The sequence below is a fragment of the Pseudomonas sp. FSL W5-0203 genome, assembly GCF_001896155.1.
GTDB classification, from domain to species: Bacteria; Pseudomonadota; Gammaproteobacteria; order Pseudomonadales; family Pseudomonadaceae; genus Aquipseudomonas; species Aquipseudomonas paracarnis.
This window is the reverse complement of the sequence record NZ_MPOR01000002.1, coordinates 53,253-70,657: the sequence shown is the minus strand read 5'-3', so window position 1 is coordinate 70,657 and position 17,405 is coordinate 53,253. Positions and strand designations below refer to the sequence as shown.

The 17,405-nt window shown below is 59.6% G+C and carries 15 protein-coding genes; 9 read left to right on the top strand and 6 right to left on the bottom strand.

The annotated features are described in order from the left end of the window. Positions 1-777, top strand: coding sequence for an electron transfer flavoprotein subunit beta (gene etfB / locus BOP96_RS02545; protein ID WP_165901703.1), 777 nt, complete (start codon positions 1-3; stop codon positions 775-777). Between the two features lie 73 nt (positions 778-850). Here the strand turns inward: etfB and BOP96_RS02540 are convergent, their stop codons facing one another. From BOP96_RS02540 to gbcA, 3 genes are all read right to left on the bottom strand, one after another. Continuing rightward, complete coding sequence (locus BOP96_RS02540; RefSeq protein WP_038451788.1) at positions 851-2,071, bottom strand: lytic polysaccharide monooxygenase; 1,221 nt, start codon at positions 2,069-2,071, stop codon at positions 851-853. A gap of 51 nt (positions 2,072-2,122) precedes the next feature. After that, positions 2,123-2,335, bottom strand: coding sequence for a prepilin-type N-terminal cleavage/methylation domain-containing protein (locus BOP96_RS02535; protein WP_014720239.1), 213 nt, complete (start codon positions 2,333-2,335; stop codon positions 2,123-2,125). Positions 2,336-3,189: 854 nt separating this feature from the next. After that, positions 3,190-4,485 (bottom strand): glycine-betaine demethylase subunit GbcA, encoded by a 1,296-nt coding sequence (gene gbcA, locus BOP96_RS02530; RefSeq protein ID WP_014720238.1) that lies wholly within the window; start codon positions 4,483-4,485, stop codon positions 3,190-3,192. A gap of 282 nt (positions 4,486-4,767) precedes the next feature. Between gbcA and gbcB the strand changes: the two genes are divergently transcribed. Continuing rightward, positions 4,768-5,868 carry a glycine-betaine demethylase subunit GbcB gene (gbcB, locus tag BOP96_RS02520; protein ID WP_014720237.1) on the top strand — a complete coding sequence of 367 codons (1,101 nt, stop codon included), beginning with the start codon at positions 4,768-4,770 and terminating at the stop codon, positions 5,866-5,868. 622 nt (positions 5,869-6,490) lie between these two features. On the opposite strand, the gene BOP96_RS02510 is transcribed toward gbcB, so the two are convergent. The 3 genes from BOP96_RS02510 to BOP96_RS02500 all read right to left on the bottom strand — a co-directional run bounded on the left by BOP96_RS02510 (position 6,491) and on the right by BOP96_RS02500 (position 8,590). Next, positions 6,491-7,024 carry an REP-associated tyrosine transposase gene (locus tag BOP96_RS02510; RefSeq protein ID WP_020302143.1) on the bottom strand — a complete coding sequence of 178 codons (534 nt, stop codon included), beginning with the start codon at positions 7,022-7,024 and terminating at the stop codon, positions 6,491-6,493. Between the two features lie 131 nt (positions 7,025-7,155). Then, the gene (locus BOP96_RS02505; RefSeq protein ID WP_014720236.1) at positions 7,156-7,356 is read right to left on the bottom strand and encodes a hypothetical protein; all 201 of its coding nucleotides are present in this window, start codon (positions 7,354-7,356) and stop codon (positions 7,156-7,158) included. A gap of 193 nt (positions 7,357-7,549) precedes the next feature. Next, positions 7,550-8,590: a threonine aldolase family protein gene (locus tag BOP96_RS02500; RefSeq protein ID WP_014720235.1), complete on the bottom strand. Its 1,041-nt coding sequence runs from the start codon at positions 8,588-8,590 to the stop codon at positions 7,550-7,552. Between the two features lie 90 nt (positions 8,591-8,680). Between BOP96_RS02500 and BOP96_RS02495 the strand changes: the two genes are divergently transcribed. The 7 genes from BOP96_RS02495 to purU all read left to right on the top strand — a co-directional run bounded on the left by BOP96_RS02495 (position 8,681) and on the right by purU (position 17,256). After that, positions 8,681-9,409, top strand: a complete 729-nt coding sequence (locus BOP96_RS02495) for a TraX family protein (protein ID WP_014720234.1) — start codon at positions 8,681-8,683, stop codon at positions 9,407-9,409. 236 nt (positions 9,410-9,645) lie between these two features. After that, the gene (gene glyA, locus BOP96_RS02490) at positions 9,646-10,899 is read left to right on the top strand and encodes a serine hydroxymethyltransferase (protein WP_020302144.1); all 1,254 of its coding nucleotides are present in this window, start codon (positions 9,646-9,648) and stop codon (positions 10,897-10,899) included. Positions 10,900-10,921: 22 nt separating this feature from the next. After that, entirely contained in the window at positions 10,922-12,172 is a 1,251-nt protein-coding gene (locus tag BOP96_RS02485; protein WP_003176546.1) for a sarcosine oxidase subunit beta, read from the top strand. Positions 12,173-12,187: 15 nt separating this feature from the next. Then, positions 12,188-12,490, top strand: coding sequence for a sarcosine oxidase subunit delta (locus tag BOP96_RS02480; protein WP_003194855.1), 303 nt, complete (start codon positions 12,188-12,190; stop codon positions 12,488-12,490). Beyond that, complete coding sequence (locus BOP96_RS02475) at positions 12,487-15,504, top strand: sarcosine oxidase subunit alpha (protein ID WP_014720233.1); 3,018 nt, start codon at positions 12,487-12,489, stop codon at positions 15,502-15,504. The genes BOP96_RS02480 and BOP96_RS02475 overlap by 4 nt, the downstream gene beginning before the upstream one ends. A gap of 136 nt (positions 15,505-15,640) precedes the next feature. Further along, complete coding sequence (locus BOP96_RS02470) at positions 15,641-16,273, top strand: sarcosine oxidase subunit gamma (protein ID WP_019817430.1); 633 nt, start codon at positions 15,641-15,643, stop codon at positions 16,271-16,273. 125 nt (positions 16,274-16,398) lie between these two features. Further along, positions 16,399-17,256 carry a formyltetrahydrofolate deformylase gene (gene purU / locus BOP96_RS02465; protein ID WP_073451763.1) on the top strand — a complete coding sequence of 286 codons (858 nt, stop codon included), beginning with the start codon at positions 16,399-16,401 and terminating at the stop codon, positions 17,254-17,256. Positions 17,257-17,405: the final 149 nt, after the last annotated feature.

The window sequence follows — 17,405 nt, the reverse complement described above, 5'->3', positions numbered from 1 at the left end:
ATGACCATGACCAACACTGTATTCAGCCTGGTGTCCATCGGCGCTCACCCCACCTCCGGGCGTCCACGCCGTGCCGAGCAGGACGCGCGCGCGGTAGAGTTGGGGCTGCAACTGGCTGGGGATAAGTTGCAGGTGCTGCACGCGGGTGATGTCAGCGAGCCGACCCTGCGCAGCTACCTGGGCATGGGCCTGCCGCAACTGCAGGTACTCGAACAGCCGGCGGGCGCCGATGCGTTGCCGGTGCTCAGCGAGTATCTGCGCGACGCGGGCGCCCAAGTGGTACTGACCGGAAGCCAGGCAGAAACCGGCGAAGGTTCGGGGATGCTGCCGTTCCTGTTGGCCGAACAACTGGGCTGGCCGCTGATTGTGGGGCTGGCGCAGGTGGAGTCCATCGACGCCGGCGTAGCCCTGGTGCTGCAGGCGCTGCCTCGCGGCCAGCGGCGGCGCTTGAAGGTGCGCCTGCCGTTTCTTGCCACTGTGGATAACGCCGCGCCCAAACCACGCCAGAGCGCCTACGGCCCGGCGCAACGGGGTGAGTTGGCAGCCCATGACGTCGAGATTGAACAGGATGAGTTATTCACAGACGCACTGCTGCAACCGGCCAAACCGCGGCCCAAGCGCCTCAAGGTGATCAAGGCCAAGAGCGGCGCCGATCGTATGAAAGCTGCCACAGCCAAGGCCAGTGGGGGTGGGGGGCAGGTGCTCAAGGGCGTCAGCGCCGAAGAGGGCGCGCAGGCGATTCTCAAGTTGCTGATAGAGGAAGGCGTGGTTCGCTAAGCTCTTCTGAAAAGATAGCGAGGCAAACGCTGTATACACCACAGCGTTTGTCTCGCAACAGACATTTTACTTCTCAGTCTTTCTTATCCCACGCATCGTTCCATTGGCTGCCTACACCAGGTTCGTAATAGCTGGGTGATTGCGAGCACCAGCCGCTATTTGGGTAGGGTTTGCACACATAATTGGCGCCCTTGTTAGATACAACGTCACGTGGCTTGTAAGGGGGGCTCTTGTTCGGCACGTACGCGGGGTATTCCCCACCGCCCGCTTCGACTATCGCCATGGCCTTGGAGTAACCCTTGACCTGTACGAATACCGAATTGACCTGCGGATCAGCCGTGTTGAACACAATGTCATTGCCGTCTTTTTCCCCTACTTTGGCGATGCTTGAAGGGATTTGATTGGCCAGTTGCGGGCCCCATATCTTCGCGTCCAGATTGTTTGCGTCAATGGGCAGGGTAATGTCTACGACCTCTTTCGCTTGTGGCGTGTTGTCCAGAATACGGAAGTGAACGGCGTTTCCTGGGGTGAGGTCTTTCATGACGGCATCGATGAATTGCCCCAGATCAAACCACCGCTCGGGAACGCCTGCCCCGATAATATTGATATCACTGCAGTTGTAGAATCCTTCCCCGGCCGGGTCAATTCGTTGCCATTGCACGAAGAGGGTCGCGTTGCCGAATTGTTCTGCAGGGATAGGCACTGGAAATCTGAAGTACCCCGAAGACGAAATGGCAGGCGGCCTGGTGCCCCAGTCGGTTTGAGCGACTGTCAGTTGCTCGGTATGGATAAGGACCAAATCATTCCAGGTCAGCGGTGCTGTGGTCGGATCAAAGCCAGGTTTTGTCAGGAATACCTTTGCAAAACTGGGGACGTGAGGGGCCGTACCGATGATGCGAACGTTCATTTTACCGTCGTGAGGCGTGACGTCCGTCCGGTACCAATCATTTGACACCAAGTTAAGGCCGTCTTTCTTCTTGTCACCTGCTGAACATAGCTGCCCATCTGGAACTGCTTTTTTAACGATTTCCGGGTCGTTATACCCCGGGGCAGCAATTAAATGGGCAACTTCATTCCATTGCTGGCCTGGATACTGTCCGCTTGTTTTGGCTAACGCCGCGCATCCTGGATCGCTGGGGTTTCCCGACCAGAAATCTGGAAGCGCTTTGCAATGAACCTGGCGTGATACCGGCTCATCGACGGCACCGTGTGCCATGACCAACAGGGGGGCCAGAAGCACCGCTGCCAGCAGCCACTTGATGAGAACGTTCGTATGTTGCTGTAAATTATTCATGCTCTAGTCCACCTTCAATTCAGACAAACAAGTTCCGAACTGCTGGAACGCTCAGTGTGTTGTTAGCGTTTTGTAAGCATCGATGGCATAGCGAATGTCTCGCAGCGAACGCTGCAAGTCGAGTTCCCGAATGTGTTGACCCATCAGCGCCGTCAGCGGATAAGCCACTGTCGAAAGCGTGGCCAGTGAGGCCAGCGTCAGTAGTAATTCAATCAGCGTAAAACCTTTGGCGCGGTGATGGCTGGGATTGCCCTGCCACGTCACCGGTCTATCTCCTCTTTTGCGCCAAGGACTTCTGTACTCACCTGGGCCAATGGATATAACTGCAAGAAAGAGTGTAGATGAAGTTTAAATTTGAGCGTTTCCGCACAAGGAACGGACAAGCGGGCAATTACCCACAATCGCTGTGCACGTGCCTGTGGATAAGGTGTTTGTGTTTGTCCGCAGGGCACGTATTTAAAGGCCTGTACGCTATTGGCTGAAAAATGATCAGGCTAAGTGGCGGTTTTCTCTAGGGTTTTGCTGTGGATAAAGCTAAGCGGATTTTATAACTTGCCCCCAAAGTCTGTTGGCGGATCTGTGGATAAGATGTTCGCTATCCGTTGTAGGCCAGGTAATACGAGGCCTACAGAGGGTTGGTTAAAAAATCACCAAAACACTGTATTTAACCCTTAAAACGTCTCATGACCCGCGGAAATAGCGACTTTAGGTGGTTTTCCACAGCCCAGACAAAGTTGCCCCCAAAGTCTGTTGGCGCATCTGTGGATAAGGTGTTCGCTTACCGCTGCAAGCCACGCCAAACAAGGCTCTTGGAGGTTTGATCAATAAATGATCAGCTTGAGCTGAAACCCGGAAGTTTGAATAAGTCACGGATTTTCTTGATTTAATTTTCGTCCACGACGCAATTGCCCACAATTGCTGTGGGTGGCTTTGTGGATAAGTTGTTGGGTAAAGGCTGGAGGGCAGGGTGGTAAAGGGCTGTATCAGAGCTGATCGAATTTTGAACAGCTAATCTGTCCTAATGTGGGAGCTGGCTTGCCTGCGATAGCGGTCTATCAGCCAATACAGACTTTGACAGACACCATGCCATCGCGGGCAAGCCCGCTCCCAAACAAGCGTTATTCGTGAGCAGCTACGCCTTTGAGATAAGGCGCCGGCGCCGCACCCAGGTTGCTCAGCATGCGCTCGCTGTACCAATCCACAAAATTCACCACGCCAAATTCATAGGTCTTGGAGTACGGGCCGGGTTGGTAAGCGGTGGAGTTGATCCCGCGCTGGTTCTCTTCGGCCAGGCGGCGGTCCTGGTCGTTGGTGGCGTCCCACACTTGGCGCATGCGTTCCACGTCGTAGTCCACGCCTTCCACGGCGTCCTTGTGCACGATCCACTTGGTGGTAACCATGGTTTCCTGGGCGCTGATGGGCCACACGGTGAACACAATGATGTGGTCGCCCATGCAGTGGTTCCAGGAGTGCGGCAGGTGCAGGATGCGCATCGAGCCCAGGTCCGGGTTCTTGATGCGGCCCATGAGCTTGGCACAACCTTGTTTGCCATCCAGGGTCATCGACACGGTGCCCTTGAGTAGCGGCATGCGCACAATCCGGTTACGCAGGCCGAAGCTGGCGTGGGCGTAAGGGATCTTCTCGGCATCCCAGGCGGCGGCGGAGGCGGCTACGTGGTCCTTGAACGCCTGGTCGGCACGTGGGTCGGTAACGTCGTCCCATTCCAGCAGGGTTTTGAGCAGTTCCGGGTGCGAGGCGTTGCAGTGGTAGCACTCGCGGTTGTTTTCCAGCACCAGCTTCCAGTTGGCTTTTTCGAACAAGGTGGTCTGGATCGCCACCTTGGTGTTCTCCATGTCGTAGGGCTCCATGTAATGGCTGAGCGTCGACAGGAAGTCATCGATGGCCGGCGGGTTTTCGGCCAGGCTGATAAAGATATAGCCGCCAGCGGTCTTCACGTTCACCGGCTTCAAACCGTACTGCTTCATGTCGAAATCGGCGCCCATCTCGGTGCCGGCGAACAGCAGGCGGCCGTCCAGCTCGTAGGTCCACTGGTGGTAGTGGCAAACCAGCTTGGCGACCTTGCCCTTTTCGCTGGTGCACAAGCGCGAACCACGGTGGCGGCACACGTTGTGAAACGCATGCACCACGCCATCGGCACCCCGGATCACGATGATTGGGTTCTTGCCCACTTGCAGGGTCAGGTAGTTGCCCTTGGTAGGAATTTCGCAGGTCATGCCGGCGATCAACCACTCTTTCTGGAAGATCTCCTGCATGTCGATATCGAACAGCCGCTCATCAGAGTAGAACGGCTGCGGCAGCGAAAAAGTGCGCTCGCGCTCTTGCAGCATTTGCGCGGTGGCCTTGCGTGCGGGTTCCAGCGGATCGCCCAAGCTTAAGGTTGCGGTGACGTCCATCGTGTGTGTCCTCATGGCCATTCTGTGTGGCCGGCGAATAGTGGCTACGGTTGGTGCTGTGCAAGGCGTAAAGAACGCGTCTTTGTTGGGAGCGAGTGTGGGCCCGGCGTAACGTCGAACCTTATCCATGGGCGACATGGCCCAATCTGATCCCGACGCGCAAGCCCCTGTCTTTGGGGGCTGGTCGCCGTAAGTATGTGAATGTCGCAGATAGGTAAATGGGTGGTTCTCGCGTTACGCAGAATCGCCACCATAAGGCCGACGTCGGCGGTGGAGAACAACATGTCCAATAATTTCCTGAATCCGGTAACCACCCAGACCTGGGCCAATGGCCGGCACATCGTCCGTTGCGTCAAAGTCATCCAGGAAACCTGGGATGTGCGCACCTTCTGTTTTATGGCCGATCAGCCGATCCTGTTCTTTTTCAAGCCAGGGCAATTCGTCACCCTGGAGCTGGAAATCGAAGGCCAGCCGATCATGCGTTCGTACACCATTTCCAGCTCACCGTCGGTGCCTTACAGCTTCTCGGTGACCATCAAGCGCGTACCGGGCGGCCGGGTTTCCAATTGGCTGCACGACACTTTGCACGAAGGCCAGGAGTTGGCGGTGCACGGCCCGGTCGGGCTGTTCAATGCCATCGACTTCCCAAGCCCGAAAGTGCTGTACCTCAGCGGTGGCGTTGGGATCACGCCGGTGATGTCCATGGCGCGCTGGTTTTACGACACCAACGCGAACGTCGACATGACGTTTATCCACAGCGCCCGCTCGCCCAAGGACATCATCTATCACCGCGAGCTGGAGCACATGGCGTCGCGGATCGACAACTTCAGCCTGCACCTGATTTGCGAAAAACACGGCCTGGGCGAACCCTGGGCCGGGTATCGCGGCTATCTGAACCACAAGATGCTGGAGCTGATGGTGCCGGACTTCCTGGAGCGCGAAGTGTTCTGCTGCGGCCCTACGCCGTACATGAACGCGGTGAAGCGTTTGCTGGAAGTTGCCGGTTTCGACATGACGCGTTATCACGAGGAATCGTTTGGCGCGACGCCGCCCGAAGCCCGTGCCGATGCGGTGGAGCAGGCCGAGCAAGCGGCGGATGCGCCGGAGATCGACCTGGCAGACCTGCATCAAGTGGAATTTATCGCGTCCGGCAAAAGCATTCGCGTGGCACCGGGGGAAACGGTGCATGCCGCAGCGGCCAAGCTCGGCCTGCTGATCCCCAAGGCCTGCGGCATGGGCATCTGCGGTACGTGCAAGGTGATGAAACTGGGCGGCGAAGTGGAGATGGAGCACAACGGCGGGATTACCGAAGAAGACGAGGCTGAAGGCTACATCCTGTCGTGCTGCAGTGTGCCGAAGGGTGATGTACGCATCGAATTCTGATCTGCTCGTTCCTAACGCTCTGCGTGGTAACGCCGCCCAGGACGCTCCGCGTCCGGCCGCATTGAGGGTGTGACGCGGAGCGTCAAGGGCTGCATTCCCACGCGGAGCGCGGGAGCGATCTTCCCGGCAGCAGGCACATGCTCGTTCCCACGCTCTGCGTGGTAACGCCTCCCAGGACGCTCCGCGTCCCGCCGCATTGAGGGTGTGACGCGGAGCGTCACGGGCTGCATTCCCACGCGGAGCGCGGGAACGATCTTCCCGGCAGCAGGTACATGCTCGTTCCCACGCTCTGCGTGGTAACGCCACCTGGGACGCTCCGCGTCCCGCCGCAGTTGAGGGGTGACGCGGAGCGTCACGGGCTGCATTCCCACGCGGAGCGCGGGAACGATCTTCCCGGCAGCAGGCACATGCTCGTTCCCACGCTCTGCGTGGTAACGCCGTCCAGGACGCTCCGCGTCCGGCCGCATTGAGGGTGTGACGCGGAGCGTCACGGGCTGCATTCCCACGCGGAGCGCGGGAACGATCTTTCCGGCAGCAGGCACATGCTCGTTCCCACGCTCTGCGTGGTAACGCCACCTGGGACGCTCCGCGTCCCGTCGTAAGGGAAGGGGCACGCGGATCTTCAGAGCCAAGGTTGGATGTCGATCAGGCCTGGCATACCTGCATAGTTGCGCGCGCTGGAGTAACGCCAGTGTTCAGCCAGGTCCACATAGCCCCGCTTTATGGGGTTGTGATGGATGTAATCAAGCTTCTGGCGCATGACTGCCTCGCTGTAAACCAACTCCGCATGTGAACCTTCCTGCCACAGTTGATAAACACGATCTGTCTTGTGTGCACGCTTGCAGAAACGCAGGCGCTGCAATACCCGCTCCGCGCCTTTGCTTTGCAGGTCGTCAATGATGGTTCGGGCGGTGAAGGATTTGAATTGGCTGACGCACTTTCCCAGATCTGGCGCTTGAGCAATAAAGTGCAAGTGATTTTCCAGGATGACGTAACCAAACAAGTTTAAAGCGTGGTTGCTTTGTTGATATCGCCAGCAATCCAGAAGATGGTCCACCAGGTAGTTGCAGGTGAAGAGGGGGAGCCATTCCATGACAGTGCAGGTGAGGAAGTGGGGTTTTTCGGGTTCGGTGATGACATAGCGGCTTCTGCCCACGTGTTCATCCTTGATTTCGGGTGGACGCGGAGCGTCCGAGGAGGCATTCCCACGCGGAGCGCGGGAACGATCATGATTCAGCGTCGCGTCGCAGGCCATGAATCTGCGACGCGGCGCTTAGGCGTTAACAGTTATTGGGCATAGATATGAACAACGAAGTGCTGGCCTGAGTTTGTCAATTCGTAGGCTTTGTCGTAGATGGTCAACGTCCTTGAGGGCTCCTGAATGGTGTCCCCGATCTTGGCGTGTTTCCTGAACTCGTCCCAGTCTATGACCGTGGTGCTAGTGCCGCCGCCGCTTTGCAGTGTGTTGCCATTACTTTGATATTCCATGATAAAACTCTCCATTGATGTGCCTTTGCGGCCGATTATTCGGCTGGCGATGAAACCCGAAAGGCGGCAGTTATCGCTGCGTTTTCCTTGCGGGTAACAAGAGGCTAGACAATGAAAGCGAGCTACGTAGCGGTCGGAAATATCAAAAAACAGTCTCGGCAATCGGCCAGTACCAACTGGCCGAATTCGTACGTTAAGCGTTCATTACTTCCCGAATATCGGCAGCCAATTCCCTCACACGCTCTTCCTCGGTATCCCACGCACACATGAAGCGCGCACCGCCTTTGCCGATGAAGGTGTAGAAGCGCCAGCCCTTGGCGGTCAGCGCTGCAATCGCGGGTTCCGAGAGTTGCAGGAACACGCCGTTGGCCTGTACCGGGAACATCAATTCCACGCCGGGAATATCCGACACCAGGCTGCTGAGCAATTGCGCGCAATGGTTGGCGTGGCGTGCATGCTTGAGCCACGCGTCATTTTCCAGCAGGCCCACCCATGGCGCAGAAAGGAAGCGCATTTTCGACGCCAACTGACCGGCCTGTTTGCAGCGGTAGTCAAAGTCTTCAGCCAGTTTGTGATTGAAGAACAGGATGGCTTCACCTACCGCCATGCCGTTTTTGGTACCACCAAAGCACAGCACGTCGACGCCGGCTTTCCAGGTCAGGTCGGCCGGTGAGCAGCCCAGGAATGCACAAGCATTGGCGAAGCGTGCGCCGTCCATGTGCAGGTTCAGTCCCAGTTCCTTGCAGGTGGCGCTGATGGCGCGGATTTCTTCCGGGGTGTACACGCTGCCGACTTCGGTGGCCTGGGTCAGGGTCACGACGCGCGGCTTGGGATAATGGATATCCTGGCGCTTGAGGGCGATTTCGCGGATCGACTCCGGGGTCAGCTTGCCGTTCTCGGTACGGGCAACCAGCAGTTTGGAGCCGTTGGAGAAAAACTCCGGCGCGCCGCATTCGTCGGTTTCGACGTGGGCGGTTTCCGAGCAAATCACGCTATGGTAGCTCTGGCACAACGAGGACAGCGCCAGGGAGTTGGCAGCCGTACCGTTGAAGGCGAAGAACACCTCGCAGTCGGTCTCGAACAGATTGCGGAAACCGTCGGCGGCGCGGTGGGTCCATTCATCATCGCCGTAGGCGCGTTGATGGCCCTGGTTGGCTTGTTCCATGGCGGCCCAGGCTTCCGGGCAGATGCCGGAATAGTTGTCGCTGGCAAATTGTTGGCTCTTGTCGGTCATGGCCCGTTCCTGTGGTCGATGTTGGTGCGCACTTTACCCAAGATTGCCGGGGGCACGCACGCACTGTAAATGCAAAGTCGTTGGGGAATTATGCACGGTACTCACACCTTGCCTGTCGGACCTGTCCGAGATGGCGCTTTGGATCTGCTCAAGTGGCTGGCGCTGTTGAGTATGGTGCTCGATCACCTGCGCTATGTGGGGCTGAGCCTGGATGGGCTATACGTGCCGGGGCGTCTGGCGTTTCCATGGTTTTGCCTGGCGATTGCGGCCAATGTGCATCGTGTCCGTTACGTCCCAGTGACCGGCCATTGGCGCTACCTGGGTTGGTTGCTGTTGTTCAGCGTGATCAGCGAAGTGCCGTATCGGCTATTTATCGAGGACGCCGATACGTTGAATGTGCTGCCGACTTTGGTGTTAGGTTTGCTGGTTGCCCGAGGTTGGCAGCAAAAGGCGCTTTTTGATCGAGGATTAGCGCTGTTAGCGCTCAGTATCGCGGGGGCGTTTGCGACACATTTGATGTTCGGTTTTTTCGGTGTGTTGCTGCCCGTGGCGATGTTGCTGGTGTTCAGTCGCCCTTGGTATTTCAGTGTGCTTCCAGGCTTGGTTTGTGTTGCCGCCAACCAATGGCAGATTTTGCTGAATAGCGGCACACCGGTGGCGCTGTTGGGGTTGGCAACATGTCTGATTGCGCCATGGGTGGGTTTGGTCTTGTTGCGACATGCCAAAAATGTCTCGCCACCAGCGATGCGGCGTTGGGCCTATGCTTTATATCCACTGCATTTCTTGCTGCTGCTACTCATCCGCCAGATCATCGCCTAACCCCTGTGGGAGCTGGCTTGCCTGCGATGCACACACCTTGGTCTGCCAGTTGCACCGCAGCGATGCCATCGCAGGCAAGCCAGCTCCCACACAAGCGTTTGCACATTCTTCAGTCCATGTCGTAAACGCACCTTTGCGTGGCGTGCGCAGGCATTTGGCCCGCACGCGCCAGCCCTACCATCGCATCAAAGGGCCCTGCGAGGGCCTCAACAATACGAAAGGCTGGGAGAGACGCGATGTTCAGCAAACAAGACCAGATCCAGGGATATGACGACGCACTGCTGGCGGCGATGAATGCCGAGGAGCAGCGCCAGGAAGATCATATCGAGCTGATCGCGTCGGAGAACTACACCAGCAAGCGCGTGATGGAAGCTCAAGGCAGTGGCCTTACCAACAAATACGCCGAAGGCTACCCGGGCAAGCGCTACTACGGCGGCTGCGAGCATGTGGACAAGGTCGAAGCCCTGGCCATCGAGCGCGCCAAGCAGCTGTTCGGCGCCGATTACGCCAACGTGCAACCGCACTCCGGTTCCTCCGCCAACAGCGCCGTGTACCTGGCGCTGATCAATGCCGGCGACACCATCCTGGGCATGAGCCTGGCCCACGGCGGTCACCTGACCCACGGCGCCAAAGTGTCATCCTCGGGCAAGCTGTATAACGCGGTGCAGTACGGCATCAACACCGACACCGGCCTGATCGACTACGACGAAGTCGAGCGCCTGGCGGTCGAGCACAAGCCGAAGATGGTCGTGGCAGGGTTCTCGGCCTACTCCAAGACCCTGGATTTCCCACGCTTTCGTCAGATCGCCGACAAGGTTGGCGCGCTGCTGTTCGTCGACATGGCCCACGTCGCCGGCCTGGTTGCCGCTGGCCTGTACCCGAACCCGCTGCCTTACGCCGACGTGGTCACCACCACCACCCACAAAACCCTGCGCGGTCCACGGGGCGGCCTGATCCTGGCCAAGGCCAACGAAGAAATCGAAAAGAAACTCAACGCTGCGGTATTCCCCGGCGCCCAGGGCGGCCCGCTGATGCACGTGATCGCCGGCAAGGCCGTGTGCTTCAAGGAAGCGCTCGAGCCCGGCTTCAAGGCGTACCAGCAGCAAGTGATCGATAACGCTCAGGCCATGGCCGAAGTGTTCATCAAGCGTGGCTACGATGTGGTCTCCGGCGGCACCGACAACCACCTGTTCCTGGTCAGCCTGATCCGCCAAGGCCTCACCGGCAAAGAGGCGGATGCCGCTCTGGGTCGCGCCCACATCACCGTCAACAAAAATGCGGTGCCCAATGACCCGCAGTCGCCGTTCGTGACCTCGGGCCTGCGCATCGGTACCCCGGCGGTGACCACCCGTGGTTTCAAGGTGTCGCAGTGCGTCGAACTGGCCGGCTGGATCTGCGACATCCTCGACAACCTCGGCGACGCCGACGTCGAGGCCAACGTGGCCAAGCACGTGTCTGCCCTGTGCGCTGATTTCCCGGTTTATCGCTGAGCGCGGTTTTGGAGTAATGACTATGCAACGCTACTCAGGCTTCGGCCTCTTCAAGCACTCCCTCAGCCATCACGAAAACTGGCAGAAGATGTGGCGCACGCCGACCCCTAAAAAGGTCTACGACGTGGTCATCGTCGGCGGCGGCGGGCATGGTCTGGCGACCGCCTACTACCTGGCCAAGGAACACGGCATCACCAACGTGGCGGTGGTCGAGAAAGGCTGGCTGGGCGGCGGTAACACCGCGCGCAACACCACCATCGTGCGTTCCAACTACCTGTGGGACGAGTCGGCGCACCTGTACGAACACGCCATGAAACTCTGGGAAGGTTTGTCCCAGGACCTGAACTACAACGTGATGTTCTCCCAGCGTGGCGTGTACAACCTGTGCCACACCCTGCAGGACATCCGTGACTCCGAACGCCGCGTGAGCGCCAACCGCCTCAACGGTGTGGACGGCGAGCTGCTGAATGCCCAGCAAGTAGCCGACGAAATCCCGTATCTGGATTGCTCCAAGAACACCCGTTACCCCGTGCTCGGCGCCACCGTGCAACGTCGCGGCGGCGTGGCCCGTCACGATGCCGTGGCCTGGGGCTTTGCCCGTGCTGCCGATGCCTTGGGCGTGGACCTGATCCAGCAGACCGAAGTGATCGGGTTCCGCAAGGAAAACGGCGTGTGCATCGGCGTGGAAACCAACAAGGGCTTTATCGGCGCCAAGCGTGTCGGTGTGGTGACTGCCGGTAATTCCGGGCACATGGCTTCGCTGGCGGGCTTCCGCCTGCCGATCGAATCCCACCCGCTGCAAGCCCTGGTGTCGGAGCCGATCAAGCCGATTATCGACAGCGTGATCATGTCCAACGCCGTGCACGGTTACATCAGCCAATCCGACAAGGGCGACCTGGTGATCGGCGCCGGTATCGACGGCTACAACGGTTACGGCCAGCGCGGTTCGTACCCGGTGATCGAGCACACCATCCAGGCCATCGTCGAGATGTTCCCGGTGCTGTCACGGGTGCGCATGAACCGCCAGTGGGGCGGCATCGTCGACACCACGCCGGATGCCTGCCCGATCATCTCCAAGACCCCGGTACCGAACATGTTCTTCAACTGCGGTTGGGGTACGGGCGGCTTCAAGGCCACCCCAGGCTCAGGCAACGTGTTTGCCGCCAGCCTGGCCAAGGGTGAAATGCACCCACTGGCCGCACCTTTTTCCATCGACCGTTTCCACAACGGTGCGTTGATCGACGAACACGGCGCTGCGGCCGTCGCCCACTAACAGGAGAAATTCCCTATGTTGCATATCTTCTGTCCTCACTGTGGCGAACTGCGCTCCGAAGAGGAATTCCACGCGTCCGGCCAAGCGCACATCCCGCGCCCGCTAGACCCGAATGCCTGCACCGACGAGCAGTGGGGCGACTACATGTTCTTTCGCGATAACCCGCGCGGCCTGCACCACGAACTGTGGATCCATGCCGCCGGTTGCCGCCAGTATTTCAACGCCACCCGCGACACTGTGACCTACGAAATTCTTGAAACCTACAAGATCGGTGAGAAGCCTCAGTTCACCGCCAAGGCCTCTGGAGAGAAGGTATGAGCCAGATCAATCGCCTGTCCAACGGTGGCCGCATCGACCGTAATAAAGTCCTGACGTTTACGTTCAACGGTCAGAGCTACAAGGGCTTTGAAGGCGACACCCTGGCTGCCGCCCTGCTGGCCAACGGTGTCGACATCATTGGCCGCAGCTTCAAATATTCGCGCCCACGGGGCATCTTTGCCGCGGGCGCCGAAGAGCCGAACGCGGTGCTGCAGATCGGCGCCACCGAAGCCACGCAGATCCCCAACGTGCGCGCCACCCAACAGGCGCTGTACCAGGGCTTGGTTGCTACCAGCACCAACGGCTGGCCGAGCGTGAACAACGACATGATGGGGATTCTCGGCAAGGTCGGCGGCAAGCTGATGCCGCCGGGTTTCTACTACAAAACCTTCATGTACCCGCAATCGTTCTGGATGACCTACGAGAAGTACATCCGCAAGGCGGCGGGCCTTGGCCGCTCGCCCACCGAGAACGACCCGGACACCTACGACAACTTCAACCGTCATTGCGACGTGCTGGTCGTGGGCGCAGGCCCTGCGGGCCTTGCGGCTGCGCTGGCCGCTGCGCGCAGCGGTGCTCGGGTGATCATCGCCGACGAGCAGGAAGAGTTCGGTGGTTCGCTGCTCGATTCCCGCGAAAGCCTCGACGGCAAGCCCGCCACTGAATGGGTTGCCGGCGTCATTGCCGAATTGAAAGCCCTGCCGGACGTGGTGCTGCTGCCCCGCGCCACCGTCAACGGTTACCACGACCATAACTTCCTGACCATTCACGAGCGTCTCACCGACCATCTCGGTGACCGTGCGCCGATTGGCGTGGTGCGTCAGCGTATTCACCGCGTACGCGCCAAGCGTGTGGTGCTGGCCACCGGTGCGTGCGAGCGTCCGCTGGTGTACGGCAACAACGATGTGCCGGGCAATATGCTCGCGGGTGCGGTGTCTACCTACGTGCGTCGCTACGGCGTGGCACCGGGTAAAAAGCTGCTGCTGTCGACCAACAACGATCATGCCTACCGCGTTGCGCTGGATTGGTTCGATGCGGGCCTCACCGTTGTTGCGGTGGCCGATGCGCGCCACAACCCACGCGGGGCACTGGTTGAAGAAGCTCGCGCCAAAGGCATTCGCATCCTCACCGGCAGCGCCGTGATCGAGGCCCGTGGCAGTAAGCACGTGACCGGTGCCCGCGTGGCAGCCATCGACGTCAAGGCGCACAAAGTCACCAGCCCCGGCGAGTGGCTGGACTGCGACCTGGTCGCCAGCTCCGGCGGTTACAGCCCGGTGGTGCACCTGGCCTCGCACCTGGGCGGCAAACCGACCTGGCGTGAAGATATCCTCGGGTTTGTACCCGGCGAAGCACCGCAAAAACGCGTGTGCGTGGGCGGCATCAACGGTGTCTACGGCCTTGGCGATTCCCTCGCCGATGGCTTTGAAGGCGGCGTGCGTGCAGCCAGCGAAGCCGGTTTTGCCCCGGTTGAAGGCACGCTGCCAAAAGCCTTGAGCCGTCTGGAAGAACCGACCCTGGCGCTGTTCCAGGTGCCCCACGAAAAAGCTACCGCACGGGCGCCAAAGCAATTTGTCGACCTGCAAAACGACGTGACCGCCGCCGCCATCGAACTGGCCACCCGCGAAGGTTTCGAGTCGGTGGAGCACGTCAAACGCTACACCGCGCTGGGCTTCGGCACTGACCAGGGCAAGCTGGGTAACGTCAACGGCCTGGCCATCGCCGCCCGTTCGTTGAACGTGACCATCCCGCAGATGGGCACCACCATGTTCCGTCCCAACTACACGCCGGTGACGTTCGGCGCCGTAGCGGGCCGTCACTGTGGGCATATCTTCGAGCCGGTGCGCTACACCGCCCTGCAGGCCTGGCACGTGAAGAACGGCGCCGAGTTTGAGGACGTCGGCCAGTGGAAACGCCCATGGTATTTCCCACGCAACGGTGAAGACCTGCACGCCGCGGTGAAGCGCGAATGCCTGGCGGTGCGTGACAGCGTCGGCCTGCTGGACGCGTCCACCCTCGGCAAGATTGACATTCAGGGCCCGGATGCCCGCGAGTTCCTCAACCGTATCTACACCAACGCCTGGACCAAGCTCGACGTGGGCAAGGCGCGCTACGGCCTGATGTGCAAGGAAGACGGCATGGTGTTCGATGACGGCGTCACTGCCTGTCTGGCCGACAACCACTTCCTGATGACCACCACCACCGGCGGCGCCGCCCGCGTGCTGCAGTGGCTGGAAATCTACCAGCAGACCGAATGGCCGGACCTCAAGGTGTACTTCACCTCGGTCACCGACCATTGGGCAACCATGACCCTGTCGGGCCCCAACAGCCGCAAGCTGCTCAGTGAAGTCACCGACATCGACCTGGACAAGGACGGCTTCCCGTTCATGACCTGGAAGGAAGGCCTTGTGGGTGGCGTGCCGGCACGGGTGTTCCGTATCTCGTTTACCGGTGAGTTGTCGTATGAGGTCAACGTGCAGGCCGACTACGCCATGGGCGTGCTGGAAAAAATCGTCGAGGCCGGCAAACAGTACAACCTGACCCCGTACGGCACCGAGACCATGCACGTACTGCGCGCCGAGAAGGGCTTCATCATCGTCGGGCAAGACACCGACGGCTCGATGACCCCGGACGACCTGAACATGGGCTGGTGCGTTGGCCGGACCAAGCCGTTCTCGTGGATCGGCTGGCGCGGGATGAACCGTGAAGACTGCGTGCGTGAAGAGCGCAAGCAGTTGGTGGGGCTCAAACCGATTGATCCGAATGTGTGGCTGCCGGAAGGCGCGCAGTTGGTGTTCGATCCGAAGCAGACGATTCCGATGAAGATGGTGGGTCACGTTACCTCAAGTTATGCGCATAACTCCCTGGGCTATTCGTTTGCCATGGGTGTGGTGAAGGGCGGCTTGAAGCGCATCGGTGAGCGAGTGTTCTCGCCGCAAGCGGATGGCAGCGTGATCGAGGCCGAGATTGTGTCTTCGGTGTTCTTTGACCCGAAAGGTGATCGGCAGAACATCTGACACCTGATCGTTCCCACGCTCCGCGTGGGAATGCATTCCGGGGCGCTCTGCGCCCCAAGGGCGGACGCAGAGCGTCCATGGCGGCATTCCCACGCAGAGCGTGGGAACGATCAACAGAATTCAGAACAGGTGCTTTATGACAGCAGCCAATGTTTACCAACAACGCCCCACCACCGGCGCCAAGGCAGAGTCGTCGCTGCACCATGCCGACCTCGCCAGCCTGGTCGGCAAGGGCCGCAAGAATGCCGGCGTGACCGTGCGTGAAAAGAAACTCCTCGGCCATCTGACTATCCGTGGCGATGGCCACGACGCCGCCTTCGCCGCTGGCGTACACAAGGCCGTCGGCATTGAACTGCCCGGCCCGCTGAGTGTGGTCTTCAAAGGTGAAACCAGCCTTCAGTGGCTCGGCCCGGACGAGTGGCTGTTGATCGTGCCGAGCGGTGAAGAATTCGCCGCCGAACAGAACCTGCGTGCCGCCCTGGGCGGCCTGCATATCCAGATCGTCAACGTCAGCGGCGGCCAGCAGATTCTTGAACTGAGCGGCCCTAACGTGCGCGATGTGCTGATGAAGTCCACCAGCTACGACGTACACCCCAACAACTTTCCGGTTGGCAAAGCCGTGGGTACGGTGTTCGCCAAGTCGCAACTGGTGATCCGTCATACGGCTGAAGACACCTGGGAACTGCTGATCCGCCGCAGCTTCTCGGATTACTGGTGGTTGTGGTTGCAGGATGCCTCGGCTGAGTTCGGCCTGAGCGTTGTCGCATGATGATCATTCCCACGCTCCGCGTGGGAATGCATACCGGGACGCCCCGCGTCCCAAAAGCGGACGCAGAGCGTCCATGGCGGCATTCCCACGCAAAGCGTGGGAACGATCAGCCTGAGGAGTGACCCATGAGCCGCGCACCCGATACATGGATTTTGACCGCCGACTGCCCCAGCGTGCTCGGCACGGTGGACGCGGTCACCCGCTACCTGTTTGAGCAAGGCAGCTACGTCACCGAGCACCATTCGTTTGATGACCGCCTCTCGGGTCGGTTTTTCATTCGTGTTGAGTTCCGTCAGCCTGACGGCTTTGACGAGCAGGCGTTCCGCGATGGCTTGGCCACCCGTGGTGAAGCCTTTGGCATGATCTTCGAACTGACGGCGCCGAACTACCGGCCCAAAGTGGTGATCATGGTCTCCAAGGCCGATCACTGCCTGAACGACCTGCTGTATCGCCAGCGCATCGGCCAATTGTCGATGGACGTGGTCGCGGTGGTGTCCAACCACCCTGATCTCAAACCGTTGGCCGACTGGCACCAGATTCCCTACTACCATTTCCCACTGGACCCCAACGATAAACCGTCCCAGGAACGTCAGGTGTGGCAGGTGATTGAAGACACCGGCGCCGAATTGGTCATCCTTGCGCGCTACATGCAAGTGCTGTCACCAGAGCTGTGCCGCAAGCTGGACGGCAAGGCCATCAACATTCACCACTCGTTGCTGCCGGGCTTCAAGGGCGCCAAGCCCTATCACCAGGCGTACAACAAGGGCGTGAAATTGGTGGGCGCAACGGCGCATTACATCAACAACGATCTGGATGAAGGGCCGATCATCGCCCAAGGCGTGGAGGTGGTAGATCACAGCCACTATCCCGAAGATTTGATTGCCAAGGGGCGGGATATCGAAGGGCTCACATTGGCGCGGGCGGTGGGGTATCACATCGAGCGGCGGGTGTTCCTGAATGCCAATCGCACCGTCGTTCTCTAGATCGCTGTCGCAGGCAAGCCAGCTCCCACATTCCTGGATGTGTGAACCCGATCCACGGTGGGAGCTGGCTTGCCTGCGATGAGGCCCTTACAAGCAACACAAGAAACAGCATCTGTACCCGAGCACTTAACGCGCTGCCCCAAGGGCAA